20 protein-coding genes are annotated in these 17,522 nt (G+C 45.5%); 1 reads left to right on the top strand and 19 read right to left on the bottom strand.

Going from position 1 to position 17,522, the window contains the following annotated elements:
- Positions 1-3 precede the first annotated feature (3 nt).
- Genes bshA through G475_RS0108610 form a run of 5 tightly spaced genes read right to left on the bottom strand, consistent with a single transcriptional unit; the run spans position 4 to position 3,471 of the window.
- Positions 4-1,155, bottom strand: coding sequence for an N-acetyl-alpha-D-glucosaminyl L-malate synthase BshA (bshA, locus tag G475_RS0108590; protein ID WP_026700929.1), 1,152 nt, complete (start codon positions 1,153-1,155; stop codon positions 4-6).
- A gap of 11 nt (positions 1,156-1,166) precedes the next feature.
- On the bottom strand, positions 1,167-1,856 hold the full coding sequence (bshB1, locus tag G475_RS0108595) for a bacillithiol biosynthesis deacetylase BshB1 (protein WP_026700930.1): 690 nt from the start codon (positions 1,854-1,856) through the stop codon (positions 1,167-1,169).
- Positions 1,849-2,268: a methylglyoxal synthase gene (gene mgsA / locus G475_RS0108600; protein ID WP_026700931.1), complete on the bottom strand. Its 420-nt coding sequence runs from the start codon at positions 2,266-2,268 to the stop codon at positions 1,849-1,851. Before mgsA ends, bshB1 begins: the two co-directional genes overlap by 8 nt.
- Positions 2,269-2,281: 13 nt before the next feature.
- Positions 2,282-3,076, bottom strand: a complete 795-nt coding sequence (gene dapB / locus G475_RS0108605) for a 4-hydroxy-tetrahydrodipicolinate reductase (protein ID WP_026700932.1) — start codon at positions 3,074-3,076, stop codon at positions 2,282-2,284.
- A 2-nt stretch (positions 3,077-3,078) separates the two neighbouring features.
- Complete coding sequence (locus tag G475_RS0108610) at positions 3,079-3,471, bottom strand: nucleotide pyrophosphohydrolase (protein ID WP_026700933.1); 393 nt, start codon at positions 3,469-3,471, stop codon at positions 3,079-3,081.
- Positions 3,472-3,553: 82 nt separating this feature from the next.
- On the opposite strand from G475_RS0108610, the gene G475_RS0108615 reads away from it, so the two are divergent.
- Positions 3,554-4,423 carry a YitT family protein gene (locus G475_RS0108615; RefSeq protein WP_026700934.1) on the top strand — a complete coding sequence of 290 codons (870 nt, stop codon included), beginning with the start codon at positions 3,554-3,556 and terminating at the stop codon, positions 4,421-4,423.
- An 84-nt stretch (positions 4,424-4,507) separates the two neighbouring features.
- Here G475_RS0108615 and G475_RS0108620 read toward each other — a convergent pair whose 3' ends face one another.
- The 14 genes from G475_RS0108620 to G475_RS0108690 all read right to left on the bottom strand — a co-directional run bounded on the left by G475_RS0108620 (position 4,508) and on the right by G475_RS0108690 (position 17,521).
- Positions 4,508-5,182, bottom strand: coding sequence for a zinc metallopeptidase (locus G475_RS0108620; RefSeq protein WP_026700935.1), 675 nt, complete (start codon positions 5,180-5,182; stop codon positions 4,508-4,510).
- A 98-nt stretch (positions 5,183-5,280) separates the two neighbouring features.
- Entirely contained in the window at positions 5,281-6,096 is an 816-nt protein-coding gene (locus tag G475_RS0108625; protein ID WP_026700936.1) for a sporulation protein YpjB, read from the bottom strand.
- A 73-nt stretch (positions 6,097-6,169) separates the two neighbouring features.
- Positions 6,170-6,760, bottom strand: coding sequence for a lipoprotein heptaprenylglyceryl N-acetyltransferase LhaT (lhaT, locus tag G475_RS0108630; protein WP_026700937.1), 591 nt, complete (start codon positions 6,758-6,760; stop codon positions 6,170-6,172).
- Between the two features lie 151 nt (positions 6,761-6,911).
- Positions 6,912-7,772, bottom strand: coding sequence for a menaquinol-cytochrome c reductase cytochrome b/c subunit (locus tag G475_RS0108635; RefSeq protein ID WP_026700938.1), 861 nt, complete (start codon positions 7,770-7,772; stop codon positions 6,912-6,914).
- A gap of 45 nt (positions 7,773-7,817) precedes the next feature.
- The gene (qcrB, locus tag G475_RS0108640; protein WP_026700939.1) at positions 7,818-8,492 is read right to left on the bottom strand and encodes a menaquinol-cytochrome c reductase cytochrome b subunit; all 675 of its coding nucleotides are present in this window, start codon (positions 8,490-8,492) and stop codon (positions 7,818-7,820) included.
- A 14-nt stretch (positions 8,493-8,506) separates the two neighbouring features.
- Positions 8,507-9,013: a QcrA and Rieske domain-containing protein gene (locus G475_RS0108645; RefSeq protein ID WP_233275756.1), complete on the bottom strand. Its 507-nt coding sequence runs from the start codon at positions 9,011-9,013 to the stop codon at positions 8,507-8,509.
- 145 nt (positions 9,014-9,158) lie between these two features.
- Positions 9,159-9,617 carry a YpiF family protein gene (locus tag G475_RS0108650; protein WP_026700941.1) on the bottom strand — a complete coding sequence of 153 codons (459 nt, stop codon included), beginning with the start codon at positions 9,615-9,617 and terminating at the stop codon, positions 9,159-9,161.
- A gap of 72 nt (positions 9,618-9,689) precedes the next feature.
- Positions 9,690-10,961, bottom strand: a complete 1,272-nt coding sequence (locus tag G475_RS0108655; RefSeq protein WP_026700942.1) for a tetratricopeptide repeat protein — start codon at positions 10,959-10,961, stop codon at positions 9,690-9,692.
- Between the two features lie 13 nt (positions 10,962-10,974).
- Positions 10,975-11,850 carry a hypothetical protein gene (locus G475_RS0108660; RefSeq protein WP_026700943.1) on the bottom strand — a complete coding sequence of 292 codons (876 nt, stop codon included), beginning with the start codon at positions 11,848-11,850 and terminating at the stop codon, positions 10,975-10,977.
- A gap of 450 nt (positions 11,851-12,300) precedes the next feature.
- Positions 12,301-13,401: a prephenate dehydrogenase gene (locus tag G475_RS0108665; protein WP_026700944.1), complete on the bottom strand. Its 1,101-nt coding sequence runs from the start codon at positions 13,399-13,401 to the stop codon at positions 12,301-12,303.
- A 330-nt stretch (positions 13,402-13,731) separates the two neighbouring features.
- Positions 13,732-14,838 (bottom strand): histidinol-phosphate transaminase, encoded by a 1,107-nt coding sequence (gene hisC / locus G475_RS0108675; RefSeq protein ID WP_026700945.1) that lies wholly within the window; start codon positions 14,836-14,838, stop codon positions 13,732-13,734.
- 43 nt (positions 14,839-14,881) lie between these two features.
- On the bottom strand, positions 14,882-15,688 hold the full coding sequence (gene trpA, locus G475_RS0108680; protein ID WP_051302345.1) for a tryptophan synthase subunit alpha: 807 nt from the start codon (positions 15,686-15,688) through the stop codon (positions 14,882-14,884).
- Positions 15,688-16,884 (bottom strand): tryptophan synthase subunit beta, encoded by a 1,197-nt coding sequence (gene trpB / locus G475_RS0108685; RefSeq protein ID WP_026700947.1) that lies wholly within the window; start codon positions 16,882-16,884, stop codon positions 15,688-15,690. Before trpB ends, trpA begins: the two co-directional genes overlap by 1 nt.
- Positions 16,859-17,521, bottom strand: coding sequence for a phosphoribosylanthranilate isomerase (locus G475_RS0108690; RefSeq protein WP_026700948.1), 663 nt, complete (start codon positions 17,519-17,521; stop codon positions 16,859-16,861). Before G475_RS0108690 ends, trpB begins: the two co-directional genes overlap by 26 nt.
- Position 17,522 lies beyond the last annotated feature (1 nt).

Below are 17,522 nucleotides of genomic sequence, written 5' to 3' on the forward strand. Positions count from 1 at the left end.
GTTTCAACCGCCTTCCATAAGTGTCGAGGATCGATAAGCCGCTTCATACACCGCTTCGTACTGTTCAACGATCTTAACGGTGGAGAATACCTCTGTAGCTCTTTGCTTACTATTATCTGAAAAGGCCTGGTATTGTTCAGGCTTCTGCAACATCTCCAGTCCAGCTTTTCCAGCCTTATCCGGCTCCCCTACAGGAGTGATACGCCCAGTTTTTTGATCAACAATGACTTCCGGAATGCCGCCGGCGTCTGTGCCAACTACAGGCACGCCGCAGGCCATAGCCTCAAGCGCAGACAGCCCAAAACTTTCCTTCTCTGAAAGCAGCAGCATGAGATCGGAAATATTTAAGAAATCAACAACCTGTTTCTGGTTACCAAGGAAAATCACTTGATTTGTCAATCCAAGCTCTTCCGCCTTTTGACAGGCCAGGGTTTTTTCCGGTCCATCACCTATCATTAATAAAACGGAGGGCAGCTTTTCCTGAATAACAGAAAAAGCCTGCACCACATCGAGGACTCTTTTGACGGGTCGGAAATTTGATATATGAATGATGATGCGGTGATCCTCCGGAATATGATAGGATCCGCGTAAATCCTCCTGAAAACTGTCCTCTCTGTACACCCGCTCATCCACGAAGTTATAAATCGTTTCTATCGGAGCTGTCGTTTGAAGCATTTCCCTTGTTTCTCCAGCCAGAGCCTTGGACACTGCTGTGACTTTGTCCGAACGGTTAATGGCGTAACGAATGATGTCCTTTAGGGAAGGATCATGCCCAAGAACGGTAATGTCCGTCCCATGAAGAGTGGTCACCACTTTGATGTCCTTATCCACCATGTCCTTTGCCAGCAGCGCACAGACAGCATGGGGAACGGCGTAGTGAACATGCAGGATATCCAGATTTTCTCTATTGATAACTTCCGCCATTTTGCTGGCTAACGTAAGAGAGTATGGGGGATATTGAAAAACCTCATACTGATTGACCTCTACTTCATGATAGTAAATATTAGAATATGTTTGATTTAAACGAAAAGGGAGACTGGTTGATATAAAATGTACTTCGTGGCCTCTTTCCGCCAATAACTTTCCAAGTTCTGTCGCCACAACTCCCGACCCGCCGACGGTCGGGTAACACGTAATGCCAATTTTATAAGTCATATTGTTCTCCTTTACGGTATAGAAGATAAAACGAGCGGAGAGGCGTTTTTAAACCCTTCCGCAAAGCGGGTGCCGGCTTGTTTTCCAAATACAGCGTCTCTGGCCCGGACACTTTCTATGTACCCTTCTGTCAAGGGAGTCCTTACGCTGTCAGAGGTTTTTACAAATTGACTTTGATAACAGGACAATGCTTCTTCTTTACACTGCTGCCATGTCGTGATATCGACATAAAAATCAGGCTGCCCAATCCCATTAATAAAATAATAAAAAAAAGACGCTGTTTTATGCGGAGGAAAAGACAAATCCGGATATTTTAGTATTCCGGCATCAAACACTGCCTCTCTCACCGTTATGCTGCAGGCTGCATGGTCCGGATGCCTGTCTTCGAAAAACGGCGCGGAAATAGTATCCGGCTGAATCTCGCGGATAAGATCAACAAGCATATGATATTGAGTATGCGAGGAGCTGATCCCTCGGTCCGGAAAGTCCAGCTGATACCTTTTTGCCTTTAATTTACGGGCGGAGGCCTGAGCTTCCTGCTGCCTGCTCTCGACCGTTCCGTTTGATGAAAGCTCTCCTTTTGTCAGAGAACAAATATACACAGATCCGCCGTTATGAGCATGCAGCGCAGCAGTCCCCCCCATCCCAATTTCCACGTCATCCGGATGGGCACCGATACAAAGCAGTCGTTTCCTACTCATGAGAAGATCTCCTCTGTTGGTGTTGCACTTCTCTAAAATCAAGCAGTCCGCCTTCCAGCCCCTTCACTAATACTTCGGCAGTTGCCATGTTTGTAGCAAGAGGAATCGCCTGGACATCACATAACCTTAACAAAGCAGTGATGTCCGGCTCATGAGGCTGGGCTGTCAACGGATCCCGGAAAAATAAAACCATGTCCACCACGTTTTCCGCCACCAAAGCGCCGATTTGCTGGTCTCCTCCAAGCGGGCCAGATAAATGCTTATGAATCCGCAGCTCTGTTTCCGATTCTATTCTGCTGCCTGTCGTTCCGGTAGCGTGCAGTTCATGGTGTTTCAGCACCGGTTCATATGCCTGAACAAACCGAATCATATCTTCTTTCTTTTTATCATGGGCAATTAACGCAATATTCAACGACAGCCTCCCCCTATTCGATTATATTTTCAAGTCCGTAGACAAGTGTTTTGACCTGCATGACCTGTTCTACTGCTAATTTCACCCCTGGCATAAACGATTGCCGGTTATACGAATCATGACGGATTTTCAACGTCTGCCCGGAGCCTCCAAACAGAACTTCCTGATGGGCCACCAGGCCGGGAAGACGGACACTGTGTATGCGGAGACCGTCTGTTTCAGCCCCTCGTGCCCCTTCCTGCTGTTCTTTCTCCTCCGGATGTCCCTGTAATTTATGAGGACGAATTTCATTAATCATCGAAGCCGTTTTTGCTGCCGTGCCGGACGGAGCATCAAGCTTATTGTCGTGATGCATTTCAATAATTTCCGCATCTGAAAAATATTTCGCTGCTATTTGGGAAAGCTTCATCATTAAAATGGCCCCAACTGCAAAATTTGGAGCAATGATGGCGCCGAGCTCTTTTTCTTCTGCTTTTTCCCGCAATCTCTCAATATCGGCGTCTGTAAAACCGGTAGTCCCTACTACAGGCCGGACATGATGATCTAATGCAAGCTCGAGATGCTGTTTTCCAGCAGAGGGAGTAGTCAGATCAACTAAGACGTCGGCTTCTGCTTCCTCCAGGCATGTCCTCATATCATCATACACAAGAGCTTGTTCATCCGGCATCCCGGGAAGTTCCGCCAATTGTTTTCCTGCATTTTTTGAATCAACGGCGGCGGCCAGTTCAAATGTTTCTGTTTCCCGTATCAGCTGCACAGCCTCCCTCCCCATTTTACCACGCGGTCCTGCAAGGATAATGCTTGTCATATTTATCGGTCTCCTTCTTCTATTTTTGTCCATCGATCCACATCTCGTGTACGAAACTTATTCATGACCAGATCAAACGCCTCATCCAGATTAATATGTAAGGAATTTGCAAAACAGATTAGTACAAATAAAATATCGCCCATTTCCTGTTCCAGCGTTTTAAACTGTTCGGTTTCTTTTTTAGGTTTTTCTCCGTAATAATGATTAATTTCCCTTGCCAGTTCCCCCGTTTCTTCACTTAAACGAGCCATCATGGCCAAAGGACTGAAATAACCTTCTTTGTATTGTCCTATATGTTTTTCCACTTCCTGCTGCATTTCTTCCATTCGTTTCGAGTCCATGTATCCATCCCCCGCTTTCTTCTTTATCGTATCGAATTCCAACCTATTTGACAATCGTCTTACACCTTGTACTAGACATGTACTTTTCATTATAATAAGTGGGACTTCCATTTATCGGCAGGGAAAGGAGTTCTTTATGATTTGGCATCTTAAAAATAGTTTATTTATTCTGCTTGGTTCTGCCATCATGTCATTCGGGCTTGTATATTTCAATATGCAGAACAACTTGGCAGACGGGGGCTTCACCGGGATTACACTGCTTCTTTATTTTTTATTTAATGTGGACCCCGCCGTTTCAAACATTGTCCTAAACATTCCTTTTTTCATCATAGGATGGAAAGTTCTTGGCAGAACCGTTTTCATGTATACCATTATTGGTACGATCGGGCTGTCGTTCTTTTTATGGCTTTTTCAGGCTTATCCGCTTCTGCAGGTGGGACTGGAAGAAGATATGACCCTTGCCGCCTTATTTGCAGGTGTACTCATCGGAAGCGGCCTGGGAATGGTGTTTCGGTACGGGGGAACTACCGGCGGGTCAGATATTATTGGAAAGCTTGGAGTGAAATATCTGGGCTGGAGTATGGGTCGGACATTATTTGTTTTTGATGCTGCTGTCATTACCTCTTCTCTCGTCTACCTTGATTATAGAGAAGCCATGTATACATTGGTTGCTGTGTTCACAGCCGCGAAAGTTATTGATTTTATCCAAAAGGGGGCATACTCTGCCAAAGCTGCATTTATTATATCCGAAAGACCGGAAGAGATTGCTGATGTCGTCCTAAAAGAAATGAACCGTGGCGCCACGCTTTTCCAGGGAAAAGGTTCTTTCACCGGAATTGAAAAAGAAGTTTTGTACTGTGTCGTAGCCCGAAATGAACTGGTCCGGCTGAAAAATTTAGTTGAAAAAACAGACCCCGCCGCCTTTGTAACCGTGAATGACGTACAGGACGTACGGGGAGAAGGCTTCACGCTCGATGAAAATAAAAATCCGCTGCATACGACGTAAGAAAAAGCGGGTCTTGGGCTTGTTAACTCCTCCAATAAAGAAAAGGACTGCCGTTACACATGCAGTCCTTTTCTTTATTTTCATTTATTCATTTACCGCAAAATACATCATCACAAACCGGACGAGTTCGAGAACGGCTACGAGCGCGGCCGCGACATAGGTAAGGGCTGCGGCATCGAGTACTTTTTTCGTCTCTTTTTCTTCATTGTTTCGAATGATGCCGGTGGTAACAATCTGCTGCATGGCGCGGCTGCTGGCATTAAATTCTACCGGGAGCGTGACCAGCTGGAACAGCACGGCGGCTGACATAAATACAATACCGACTAGAATTAAATCAGCCATTCCTATAATGGCACCGGCTATTATTAACATAAACGACATGTTGGAACCAAGGTTGGCAGCAGGCGCCAGCGTACTGCGGAAACGTAGAAAAGCATAATCCTGCGCATCCTGTATGGCATGGCCGACTTCGTGAGATGCAATCGCCTGCGCCGCCACGCTTGTACCATAATAATTATCTTCTGACAATCGGACCATTTTCTTTCTGGGATCATAATGATCCGAAAGCTGTCCTTTTACCGGTTCCACCCCTACATCAAAAATCCGGTTATCCTGTAAAATCTTTTTAGCCACTTCCGCTCCGGTCATACCGGAAGAATTGGAAATCTTTGAATATTTTTTATACGATTTTTTTACTTTGGACTGAGCCCAAAGCGGGATAGCCAAAAGCGCGACAATATAGATAATCCAAAAACCCATTGGAATCCCTCCATTCTCCTATTCTGATTAATATTTTATTTAAAACGTCAAAGAAAGTCAATAAAACGGACTCCATATATTTGACGGTTCTATGAAGATTAATCACGCATTTGATGCCTTTCCTTTTCTCCTTTATATTTTTTCCATCCAGTATAGGTTAAAGAAACGAACAGCACACTTCCAATGGAAAGGATAATCGTCCATAAGGAAGGATCTGCAGCAGAATTCTGCGTTTTCCCCATGGCCTGCTGTAGATGTTCTTTTAATTTTTCGACCTCCGATATTTTGTCTGACTTGTCCCATCCCTCTTTCTCCATATAACGAACATAGGAAACGAGCGGCATGTACTCCTCTTCCTCTTTTCCCGTATACAATGCAGGGCGGATCACTTCAAACTCTTTCTGCCAATGATAGAATAACTGCCTTGCCTGCTGCTCGTCCTCCTGTTCCAGGGTTTGTTTTATCTCATCTAAAAGAAGAAGCAGCTGCTCCCCTGATTTTTTCCATAAAGGATGCTTTTCACTGATGGAAGCGTCCACTGCAAGGCGAAATGAAAAAATGTACTGCACCCGCTGGCGTTCATCCATATCGACATTCGTTACCGCTTCCCCTGCTCTGTCAAAAGCCCGGAATATTTCAGTAAGCTGTCTGGTCGTCAAGTTGTAGTCATCAAAGGAAACAGCGGGAAACCGCCGCACCAGCCATCCATGTATACGTTTGGCTTCTTCATATTCACCATTCAGCACCAGATCATGCATTGTTTTTGCTTTATCATTCACGGTTTCCATCGAAATTGTATCATCGTCTTCTGCCATAGTTTGTCCTATATGGATTAAAAATAATGCGGCGGCCACACAAATGATCAGAACCGAGCGCCGGCCTTTTATATTAGAAGTAATGCTCTTGGTTTTCATAAATAAACCCCTCCTTCTCCTTGTCCATTCTATGAAGAGAGGGACAAGAGTAGACCGGAGAGGCGGCAGGTTTTTATAAATTCAAAAATCGGCGCCGTCTGACATTGAATAAGTAAATCAGCAGGACAGACAACATGCTCAGCCAAAATGTGAAATAACCAATATGCATGATTTGATCAGATATAGCGTGGGAAACCCACGGAAACATTCCATAAACGTAATCAATAATATCATTATGAACGGTCCACACCGCAGCTGCAGTCAGGTGCCATGGTTTTATCCGGTAATATGGTGTAAACAAGATACCCTGTACCGCCATCCCAAAATGGGACACAATCAGCATATAATTCGTCCAATGAAGGGTATCCCCCGCTGCGCCGCCTGCGATGTTCATTACAACAGCCCATAGTCCATATTTAATGAGGGTAACGCCCGCCAAAGCTTCCAGAAGACCACAATTTTTCCTAAATAGAAAAAAAATCAATACAAAACAAAAAAACAAACTGGCAGTCGGGCTGTCCGGAACAAACACATAAAACAAAGGCGGAGTCTGTTCCAGCTGAACCTTATACCACCAATATCCATATATGGTTCCCAATATGTTAACAATAAGCAGTACAGCTATCATAGAAGGCATGCCCAGTATTCGAAGAAACCATCCCACCGTAATCCACCACCATTTATCTTAAAATAACGCGGCTCCCCTTCGTTATAGGCCGGACTGCCGCATGTGTCATCCATAATATTCTATTTATGTCTATGTAAGTAAAAAGCTGCCCCCGTTATCAGGGACAGCCGCAAACCGCGAATAACATTTATTCTTCAACATCTCCGGTGTTTTCTCCTGCTTCTTCTTCAGTGGAGTCTTCTGATTCTCCTCCACCGCTGTCCGGATTTCCACCGCTGGCAATGTATTCAGCAAGTGTTTCAAGTTCTTCATCACTGCCGTCAAACTGACCGGCCGGCATTTCTCCAATACCTTCTACAGCGATCTCCTGAATGGTTTCTGCATCATACTGGGTATCATATAACGATGGTCCGGCTGCCCCCGTACCCTGAAGTTGATCCCCATGACAGCTGATACAGCCTTGATCTGAAAAGATTTGATACCCTTCTGCGTCTGTATCTACTTCCTCCATGGCTTCCTGTTCCTCTTCGTCGAGCATTTCTCCTTGTTCGGCCGCCGCTTCCCAATCGTGATGATCCACGGACTCCCAGGTAAGATAAACTGTAGCAAGTACTCCAAGAATCATCAGTCCGGAAGCAATGGGGCGGCGTGAAGCTTTCCGCTCCGGACCGTTATCCAGCCACGGCGCCAGCATCAGTGCTCCAAAAGCCAGTCCCGGAATGATTACGGCTCCTATTACCGTAAATTCACTCGAGGCATATTCATATTTCAACAACTGATACAAGAATAAGAAATACCAGTCCGGCAACGGTATGTAACCGGAGTCTGTCGGGTCCGCCATTCTTTCAAGCGGTGATGGATGGGCCACCGTCAGACATAAATAACCAATGAGAAACACGGCACCCACGAGCCACTCTTTTAACAGAAAGTTAGGCCAGAATGCTTCGGTCTTCCCTGGAAATTCCGAATAGTCTTTTGGAATATTCGGTTTGCGTCCGGCGGGAACCCGTGAATCCCCGACAAATTTCATACCTTTTCCACGATGCATCGGTTTCCCTCCTTCATTCCTCTCATATAAGCGCTTATGCGGGGTTTAAAGCGGTCCAGAGATACCCTGCCTTCGGATCATAATAAAATGAGCCGCTAATAAACCAAGTAATGCTCCCGGAAGGAAAAACACATGGATGGCGAAAAACCTGGTCAATGTCTGGGCTCCGATGATTTCCGGATCACCGGCCAGCAGCGTCTTTGCCAAAGTTCCCACCAACGGAACACTTTCTGCAATCTGCAGACCAACAACAGTCGCAAAATAGGCTTTCATGTCCCATGGAAGCAAATACCCGGTAAATCCTAAACCAAGCATAACAAAAAAGATAAGTACACCTACGACCCAGTTTAGTTCACGCGGCTTTTTATAAGCACCGGTGAAAAATACGCGTAATGTATGTAGGAATATCATTACAATAACAAGACTGGCTCCCCAGTGGTGCATTCCACGCACAATGGTTCCATACGCCACATCACCCTGCAGATAGCGTACCGATTCATAGGCGTTGACGATATCAGGTACATAATACATGGTTAAAAACATGCCGGACAATATTTGGATGACTGTAATAAAAAACGTCAAACCTCCAAAACAGTAAACGAACGCTGAAAAATGATGTGCCGGATTCACGTGTTCTGGCACTTCATGGTCAGCGATATCCCGCCACATCGGAGTTATGTCCAGGCGTTCATCAACCCATTCATACACTCGTTGTAACATAAATGACGCCCCTCCTAAACTTGTGGTTCTGCCTTGCCAACGTAAACAGTGCCATCACGGACTTCAACTTCATATTTATGAAGCGGTTCTGTCGGCGGTGTCCCTTCAATATTTGTACCGTCTTTCTCATAACGGCCGCCATGGCAGGGGCAGAAAAATTCATCGGGGTACTCCTCATTCGTAGCCCAGCTCACCGTGCATCCCAAATGGGTACAGGTGGAGGAGAGTGCTACGACTTCGTCCCCGCTTTGATAAATATACGCCGTCTCCGTTGTCTCCGAGGTCACCCAGGCATCCTCCTGGTCATAAGAAAAATCAAATCGCTGCGGCTCTTCCGTGAGTTCCGACACATCTGTCACCGCTTTCATATCCCCTTCCGACTCCGCCTGGAGAACCGGATCAATGGCAAAACGGGCCATTGGCAAAATGATTCCTGCAGCCATAAAGCCGCCAACGCCGGTAAGCGTATAGGTCAGAAATTGCCGTCTTGAAACATTGTGATTTTGCTCATCACTCACCAGTATCCCCCCTACTATATAAGTTCAGTCCTCCCGGACATTTATGACACACACACTTTACAAAACTAGGACATACTCATGATAGCCTAGCGGACAATTGCCTGTCAATCTTTTATTCATGCATTTGAGAGGAATTTCGCACGGTCTGCTATTCTTTCCATTTATCCATCACTAACGGCAGCAGCTGTTTAATCTGTTCTGATATAACCTGCTTTTTATAAGCTGTATCCATGTTTTCAAGCGGAACCAGCGGCATCCACACCAGCAGACCATCCAGTTCGCTTTCAACCTTCTTCCATGAGGAGTCCGCGGTGATAAGAATAATATGTTTCATTTTTTCCTTTTTCATTTCCTGAATCCATTCTTCTACTTCACGTCTGCATTCTTTAATATCGCGTTGAGCCAGGTAAGTGAAAGAAGGTACCAACAGCATTCTGCCGCGGAACTGCTTTTCAATTTCGGCTGACATCACCGTTATAAATTCCGTCATCGCACCACTTTGTCTGATTCCATCTCCAAAATCAATGGGGAGAAGCGGCAGCACAGCTGTATCTACATACTCTCTTTCTTTTACAAACAATGGAATATCGTCTGTGGACCATTTCATAAGTAGTATTACCTCTCTTCACAAAAACTATAAGGATTCCCCGGCCATTTCACGTTACAGCCGGGGAATTATTTAATCTGTCTCCCTGTTTTCCAGATCTGCTACCAGTTCCATCAGCTCTTCATTATCCGGTTCAAGCACCAGTGCCTGCCGGAAATAATTCAATGCCTGGCGTTGATAACCCAATTCAAGAAGCAGTCGTCCGTAGTCTTCCTGAAATGTTTCGTTTCCGGTGTATTCATTTCGGATGCTTTCATAAATCTCCAGCGCTTTTTCCAGTTCTTCCGACTCCCATCTGGCTTTTGCGATATACCACTCAAAACGCGGGTCCTCTTCCCCAACCTCATTTAAATAGGAGACCAGTTCAATAATGGAGTCATAATCTTCTTGAGTGTACCACAGCTCCAGAAGCGCAAAAGCCGCTTCTCTGTTTCCCGGGTTAAGGGAAAGCGCCTGTCGCAGCCTATCTTCGGCGGCAGAGGAAGCATCCAGCGCCATCTGCAGTTTCCCTGCTTCCAGGTACAACTGATCGTTGTATTCATCAACAGAGAGACCATCTTCTGCTGTTTTCAAAGCTTGTTCAAAATTTTCCACCCCTTCATAAGCCCGGACGAGGTAAGGATACAAAGTAACAAATTCCGGGTCCATTGCTTTCAGTTCTTCCAGCTGCCTTACCGCGGTATGATAATCGCTTACCTGCAGTGCGGTGTAGCCATAGCCAAACAAAGCATGCGGCTCTTGTTTTTCTTTTATCCCTTTTTCATAGTAGGCCAGAGCATCTTCGAAGGCCCCGGTTGAGCTGTAGGCTTCGGCAAGCCGCAGGTCAAGGCTTCCTTCTGGAAATTTGAACCCTTGCCTCTCTGCCTGTTTTAAATAGGGGATGCTTTTGGAAAAATCTCCACGTTCCAAATAATAATCCCCCAGCCCAGCTAACAGCACAGGCTCTTCCGGAGCTTCCTGTAAAGCTGTTTTTAATTTTGATTCCGCCACTTCATCCAGCCCCTGAAGCTGATACAAATCAGCAAGAAGCATTTGCGCACGTAAAAAGGATTCATCCTTCTTTTTTACTTCCTGGAGCCATTCGATCGCTTCCTCTTCCTTGTCCATGTCAATGGCTATTTCAGCTGCTGTTGTCAGTAATTCTCCTTCATCCGGATATAAATGAATCAATTCTTCAATTAAAGGCTGCGCCTTATCCGGTCTGCCCAGCTCATCATAAAGTTGTACCAGATCATACTTTTCCTGGTGGTCAGCTTGTCCTTCAAATTCGTCTAAAAGCTGCAGTCCCTTTTCCGTATTACCCTGCTGGATCAATTCCATGATTTGTTCAAGATTATATTTCAACTCTTTACCTCCGTCACTGCTCTGCATAATTAATGGAACGAAGCCGTCCCGGGAGAATTTGATCACAATAATATCCCAATTCTTGCGGATGCTGAAATTCAGGTCCGGCTTTTAGAACATTCCCCCTCATGACTACAATATCAGGATATCTGTCTCGAAAAGCCTGTCCCTGTTCATCGTGGTTTGTATATTCCGATTTATAGTATAACAAATAATCTGCATCTCCTCGAACAAGAGAGCCTTTTTTTGGGTAAAGGCCTGCCATCTGCATTTCATTTTTGTTTAAAATCGGACCGTTTTGAAAGGAAATTACTGGAAAAAGTGCAGACAACTGCTTTTCCCATTCCATTTTTTTAAGTCGTTCTTTATTTACCGCCGGTGCCGGAAAACGAAATATGAAGCTTATCGTTGATGGCCCGACAGCCTGCCTGATCCAATCCCATGGCACCTGCTTACATTCTTCCAGAGAAGAAAAGGAGATTTCTATTACCGGGTATTTTTTTAAAATGATAAATTGAATAAAAGCGGGTGACAGTTTCCGGGAGGGTATCGATGGAACGAGGATATAATCAATAGGAGAGGACAGCTGCTTTTGTACTTCCGCTTCCCCCTGGGTTACATCTTGTTTTTTTTGAACCGGCAGCAATAATAAAGCGGTGGTAATTCCTTTTTCTATCATGGATTTCCACCTATGGTGTGCCTTTTCATCCATGAATTTTCTTACATTTCCACCTAGAGCAACTTTGGCTGGTTCTATGGCAAAGCCTTCTGCATTCATGCGCATCGCCGTTTCAAATCGGCAGCGGTCCCGGTATACGATGGATTGATTTTGTATTTTAATAGGAAGCTTTTTGCTTCGATCTTCAGCAGAGACAAGCCAGTAATTCATCCACATTCTCCCCTTTGCTTGTAGTTATGCAAGAATATGAGGAGAAAGGAGATTTTATGAACAGGCACCTAAGAAAAACATGGACCCGGGGAGGAACCCTCCCGGCAAATTCTTGTTCAAGGAGACGGAACAGTCTTCGCTCCTGGCGGAAGCATTCCTCTAAGAACGTTTTGGAAGACACTAACCCCCTTGTTACATAACTTCTCCTAAGTCCCTCTCCCGCTGGTAAAAGCAGCAGGGGGGCAGAAACCATTCCTGAAAGTACAAAAAAGACCCGGTAAGTAAACGCTTACAAACCGGGTTAGCCAAAATGCTATTCCATTATGAGTATGGATAGGAGTGGAGAGAAACCATACGCTACAGTTTATTATAACGAAAGTTTAATATTTGTCAATCTTTTATTAAAAATTTTATCAGGGGGATAAAACATCCCCCCGCCTGCTAAGCGGATTATTCCATAATATAAGCCTCATATAACGCATTTTCCAGACTGATCTTCCCTTCCGATCTATCGTTATCCGAACGGAACGAAAGCTGTAATACTCCCATAATATCTTCTCTTGTTTCGATAATTCTTATATTAGTGATGCTGATCCCTGCTTTCCCCAAAATACCGGTTACATCGGAAATGACTCCAGGGTGGTCGGGTACGTCAACAAACAGATCGTAATATGAAGGAAGAGCGCCTTTTTCTTTTACAGGCAGGCCGTCGCGGAATGACTTGGCTTCCCCGAAATAGTCAAGGATCGAAGCACTATCTTCCAGCTGAAGCATATTTTCCATACGTTCCATTTCCTTCTGCCACTGCTTAAGAAGATCAAGCATGACTTGCTTGTTGTGTAATAAAATATCTCTCCACATCACCGGGTTCGCTGACGCGATCCGGGTAATATCCCGAAAGCCTCCTGCTGCCATTCTTGTCACCAGACCGTCTTCTGTTTCCATATGTTTGACCTGATGCACCAAGGCAGCTGAAATAATATGGGGGAAATGACTGATAAGGCCGGCCAGCTTATCATGCTGAGTGGCAGACAGCTCCATAAAACGTGCATTTGTCCCTTTCAGCCAATTTTGCAGTTGAATAATTTTATTGGCAGGAGTACCTTCCGCCGGGGTTAAAATATAAAAAGCATTCTCAAATAAATGAGCTTTTGCAGCCTGAACACCGCTTTTATGCGATCCAGCCATCGGGTGTCCGCCAATGAATACAACCCCCTGCTCCTGCAATCCTTTGGCTTTTTCCACAATCCGGGTCTTCGTGCTTCCAACATCTGTTACGATCGTCCCCGTTTGCAGATTCTTATTCTCCAATTCTTCCAGGATCACTTCCGTTTTCGTTACCGGTACAGCAAGAATGATAAATTCTGCATCTGCAATCCCCTGATCCAGTTCTGTTGTTCCTTCATCAATGACGCGCAGAGACCTGGCTAATTTTAACTGATTTTCATCAATATCAACGCCCGTAATATGTACTTGATGTTCTTTTTTTATAGATAAGGCGATGGATCCACCGATCAATCCCATTCCTACTACACAAATTTTTTTGGACAAAGCTTTGCTCCTCCTTCATTTCTCTCCTGTCGAGGCAGCACAGCAGCACAATATACTGCATAAAAACGGCCGGCCTGCTCCCAGGCAGGACGGCAGTAAAGCGAACCTTCCATCCTTGGGTTTACCCACCCAAAAACGCTAAGAACACAGCATTCTGCACCTGCGGTTTCCCGGTGCAACACAGCAGCAAGGCTGTTCTATAAAGATGCCATGCTGCAACACCTTTGTGATCTGCGCCGTGAAAATCAATCGTCGACTATTATTTATTCCCTAACCCCGGCTTACGGGAAGCAGGAGTTTTGCAGATGCCCGCCGCCAGGATCATAAAGATTAATGTTCAGCAAACGTGCTGTTTTCTTTTATGCTTTCCTCGAGGGCCTGCAGGAATAAGTGATTTTGTTCGTCCTTGCCGGCTGTTACTCTGATGGAAGTCGGAAAACCTAGTGCTTCCCCGGAACGAACAATAATTCCTTTCCTTAATAGGGCCTCGAACATTTTATTGCCGGGGATGCCAGTATCCAGCAGTAAAAAATTAGTTTGTGAAGGCAGATAGGACAAACCGTGTTTTTTACAAAAATCTACGAATTGATCTAATGCTTTTCTGTTCCGGTCCCGGCAGTTTTTAATATACTCCTGGTCGTCTAAAGCAGCAATGGCTGCAGACTGAGCGATCGTCGTTGTATTGAAAGGAGGACGCACAGGATCAAGAACCTCAATTAAATCTGGCGATGCCACGCCGTAGCCGATTCGAAGAGATGCCAGCCCGTAGGCTTTCGAAAATGTTCGCAGTACCATCAGATTCGGATAATCCGAAAGGCGGGAGAGGGTATCCGGGTAATCCGGCGCTGTTACATACTCGAAGTATGCTTCATCCGAGACCACCAGAACATCCGAAGGTACTTGTTTGATAAAGGCATCGAATTCTTCCGCGGTAGTGTACGTGCCCGTCGGATTATTGGGATTGCACACCCACACAATTCTGGTATTTTCATCTATCTGCTGCAGCATTGCCGGCAGGTCATGGGAGCCGTTTTTCAACGGAACCTCCCGAATTTCCGCTCCTTCAATCACCGCATTGTGTTTATACTGTGAAAAGGAAGGAGCTGCCATCACCGTATTAGTTTCCGGCGTTAAAAAAGCGCGGCACAGCATAAGAATCACTTCGTCCGAACCAGCGCCGAAAATTAGTTGCGAAGGGTGGACATCCAGGCAGGCTGCAACTGCTCCGCGAATTTCGGCAGCATAACCATCCGGATAAACCTCTGCACGCTTTGCTGCTTCAAATACAGCCTTCGGTACAGCCGGAGAAGGACCGTACGGATTTTCATTAGAAGCTAACTTATGGACTTCAGACAAGCCGAGTTCCCGTTTTACTTCTTCCATCGGCTTTCCTGGTTTATATGGTTCCATTCCAATAATCTGGGATTTAGGTTTCATCTTTTTGCACCTCACAAGAGTCCAAATAAATTCTCTCTCTATATTACGACGAAATGAGAGAGGACACAAACGATTTTATATCAGCCAATGCTTTTGTTCTTTTTTCCGGATCTTGCATAAGGGATGTGCATTCCTCTACTTTTCTCATTATCGCACTGCCGACAATAACCCCGTCGCACACACCATGAAGGTTGTCCACCTGCTCAGGGGTTGAAATCCCAAATCCGACTGCTACTGGGGCCTTACTGTTTGCTTTTACTTTCTCAATGAACGTATAGGCTTCCGGGGGGAAGGAATCCCGCGTGCCGGTTACTCCAAGACTGGAGACACAGTAGAGAAATCCTTCAGCCTCCTGGGCTATTTTTTCAATTCTCGCTCCGGACGTTGGAGCCACCAGGGATATATTGGCAAGCCCTCTTTCTGCAGCCTTTTTCTCTATATCCCTGCTTTCTTCATATGGGAGATCCGGTATTAACACGCCATCGGCTCCCATTTCATTCACCTGGTCCAGGAATAATTCCTCTCCCATTCGCATGACAGGGTTAAAATAAGTAAAAATAATAACCGGAATCGTCACACCCTTATCTCTCATTTTTGGAACTAATTGCATCGCGCGCTGCAGACTCATTCCCTGCTCTAATGCTCTGGCAGCCGATCGTTGTAAGAGCGGGCCATCTGCTAATGGATCCGAATACGGAATTCCAAGCTCCAATATGTGAGCCCCCGCTTCCTGCAGCTGCATAGCCAGCTCCACTGTAATATCGGGATCAGGATCTCCTGCCATAATAAAAGGAATAAACAAAGGGTATTCTGCGTTTCTTGCAGCTTCTTCGACTTTTGTTTTTACCATCATTCAGACTCCCTTTCCATAAAAGCTTTAATGGAATGGACATCTTTATCGCCTCTGCCGGACAAACAAATGACCACCGCTTCTTCTTTTTTCATATGTTTCGCTTTTTCAAAAGCGATATGAAGGGCGTGTGCAGATTCAATGGCAGGCAGAATACCTTCGGTTTTAGTAAGGTAAGAAAGAGCTTCAATCGCCTCTTTATCTGTTACTCCTTCGTATGACACTCTTCCGGATTCCGCCAGATGCGCATGCTCCGGGCCGATACCCGGATAATCCAGACCTGCAGAAATGGAATAGGGTTCAATGATCTGGCCGTTTTCATCCTGTATCAAATACGTGAGGGAACCGTGGATGACCCCTTTTGTACCTTTACTGATCGTGGCCGCATGTTTTTCTGTGTTTAATCCCTGTCCTGCCGCTTCCGCTCCGTAAAGTTTTACCTCATCCTCAAGAAACGGATAAAACATACCAATCGCATTGCTTCCGCCGCCGACACAGGCACAAACGGCCTCCGGCAGGCGGTTTGTCAACTGTTGAAACTGAGATTTAGTTTCCTCTCCGATGATTCTTTGAAAATCCCTCACCATTCTTGGGTACGGATGCGGACCAACAACTGACCCAATAAGGTAAAAGGTGTCTTCTACATTAGCCACCCAATATCTAATGGCTTCATTCGTTGCGTCCTTCAATGTTTTACTTCCGGAGTCCACCGGTACTACTTCAGCACCAAGCAATTCCATCCGGAACACATTGAGTTCCTGTCTGCGCGTGTCTTCTTCTCCCATAAATACTTTGCATTCCAGACCAAGCCTGGCACACACGGTGGCAGTTGCTACCCCGTGCTGGCCGGCTCCTGTTTCTGCTACAATTTTTTTCTTGCCCATGCGTTTTGCAAGAAGAGCCTGTCCAATTGCATTATTTAATTTGTGGGCGCCTGTATGAAGGAGGTCTTCCCGTTTTAAATATACTGATGCCCCTCCAAGTTCTTTTGTCAATCTCTCTGCATAAGTTAAAGGAGTCGGCCTGCCGGCATACTCCTGCAGTGTGTCATGATACTCTTTCAGAAACGCAGAATCTTCCAGTGCATCATTTAAAGAATTTTCTAATTCTTCCAGCGCATACATTAATGTCTCAGGGACAAATTTCCCTCCAAAGTTTCCAAATCTTCCTTTACCGTCCGGATACATAGTCTGCATCATTACTCAACCTCTTTTCCAATTCCATCACCAGGCTCTCCTCTTTTTTGCCGTTCTTTTCAATTCCGCTGGATATGTCTATACCCCAGGGGCTGTACGAAAGCAGATCTTCAACGTTATATGGCGTTATCCCTCCGGCAATTAAGACAGGAAGCCGCGCCTTTGATCCAAAGCTTACATACTGCGGAACATGAGACCAGTCAAATCGCTGTCCTGTCCCGCCCCAGGCTCCTTTTACCTTAGCATCTATCACAAAACCGTCCACCACACCGGCGTACTCCTTCATTTTATTCAATGCTTCCTCATCATGAGGGATCGCTTTCCAGACTTTCAGGCTGGTCCCGGATTTTATATCTTCCACCTCTTGACAGGTCTCTGTGCCATGACATTGGATAATATCCGGAGAGAGCACATCCACCGCTGTTTGAATGTCCGTTAAAGGAGCATTTACAAATAATGCAGCAATTTTTTTACCAGGGAGGGGGTGGGCTTCCAGCCAGCTTTTTGCCGCTTCCGGGGAAACCCTTCGTTTACTTTCCGCCATTACAAAACCTGCGAAATCCGCATTAGAACGGGAAGCTGTGATGACATCCTCTTCAGATTGCAGGCCGCATAATTTTACCATTGGCCGTTTCATG

Source organism: Salibacterium aidingense DSM 18341 (assembly GCF_000429685.1).
GTDB classification, from domain to species: domain Bacteria; phylum Bacillota; class Bacilli; order Bacillales; family Marinococcaceae; genus Salibacterium; species Salibacterium aidingense.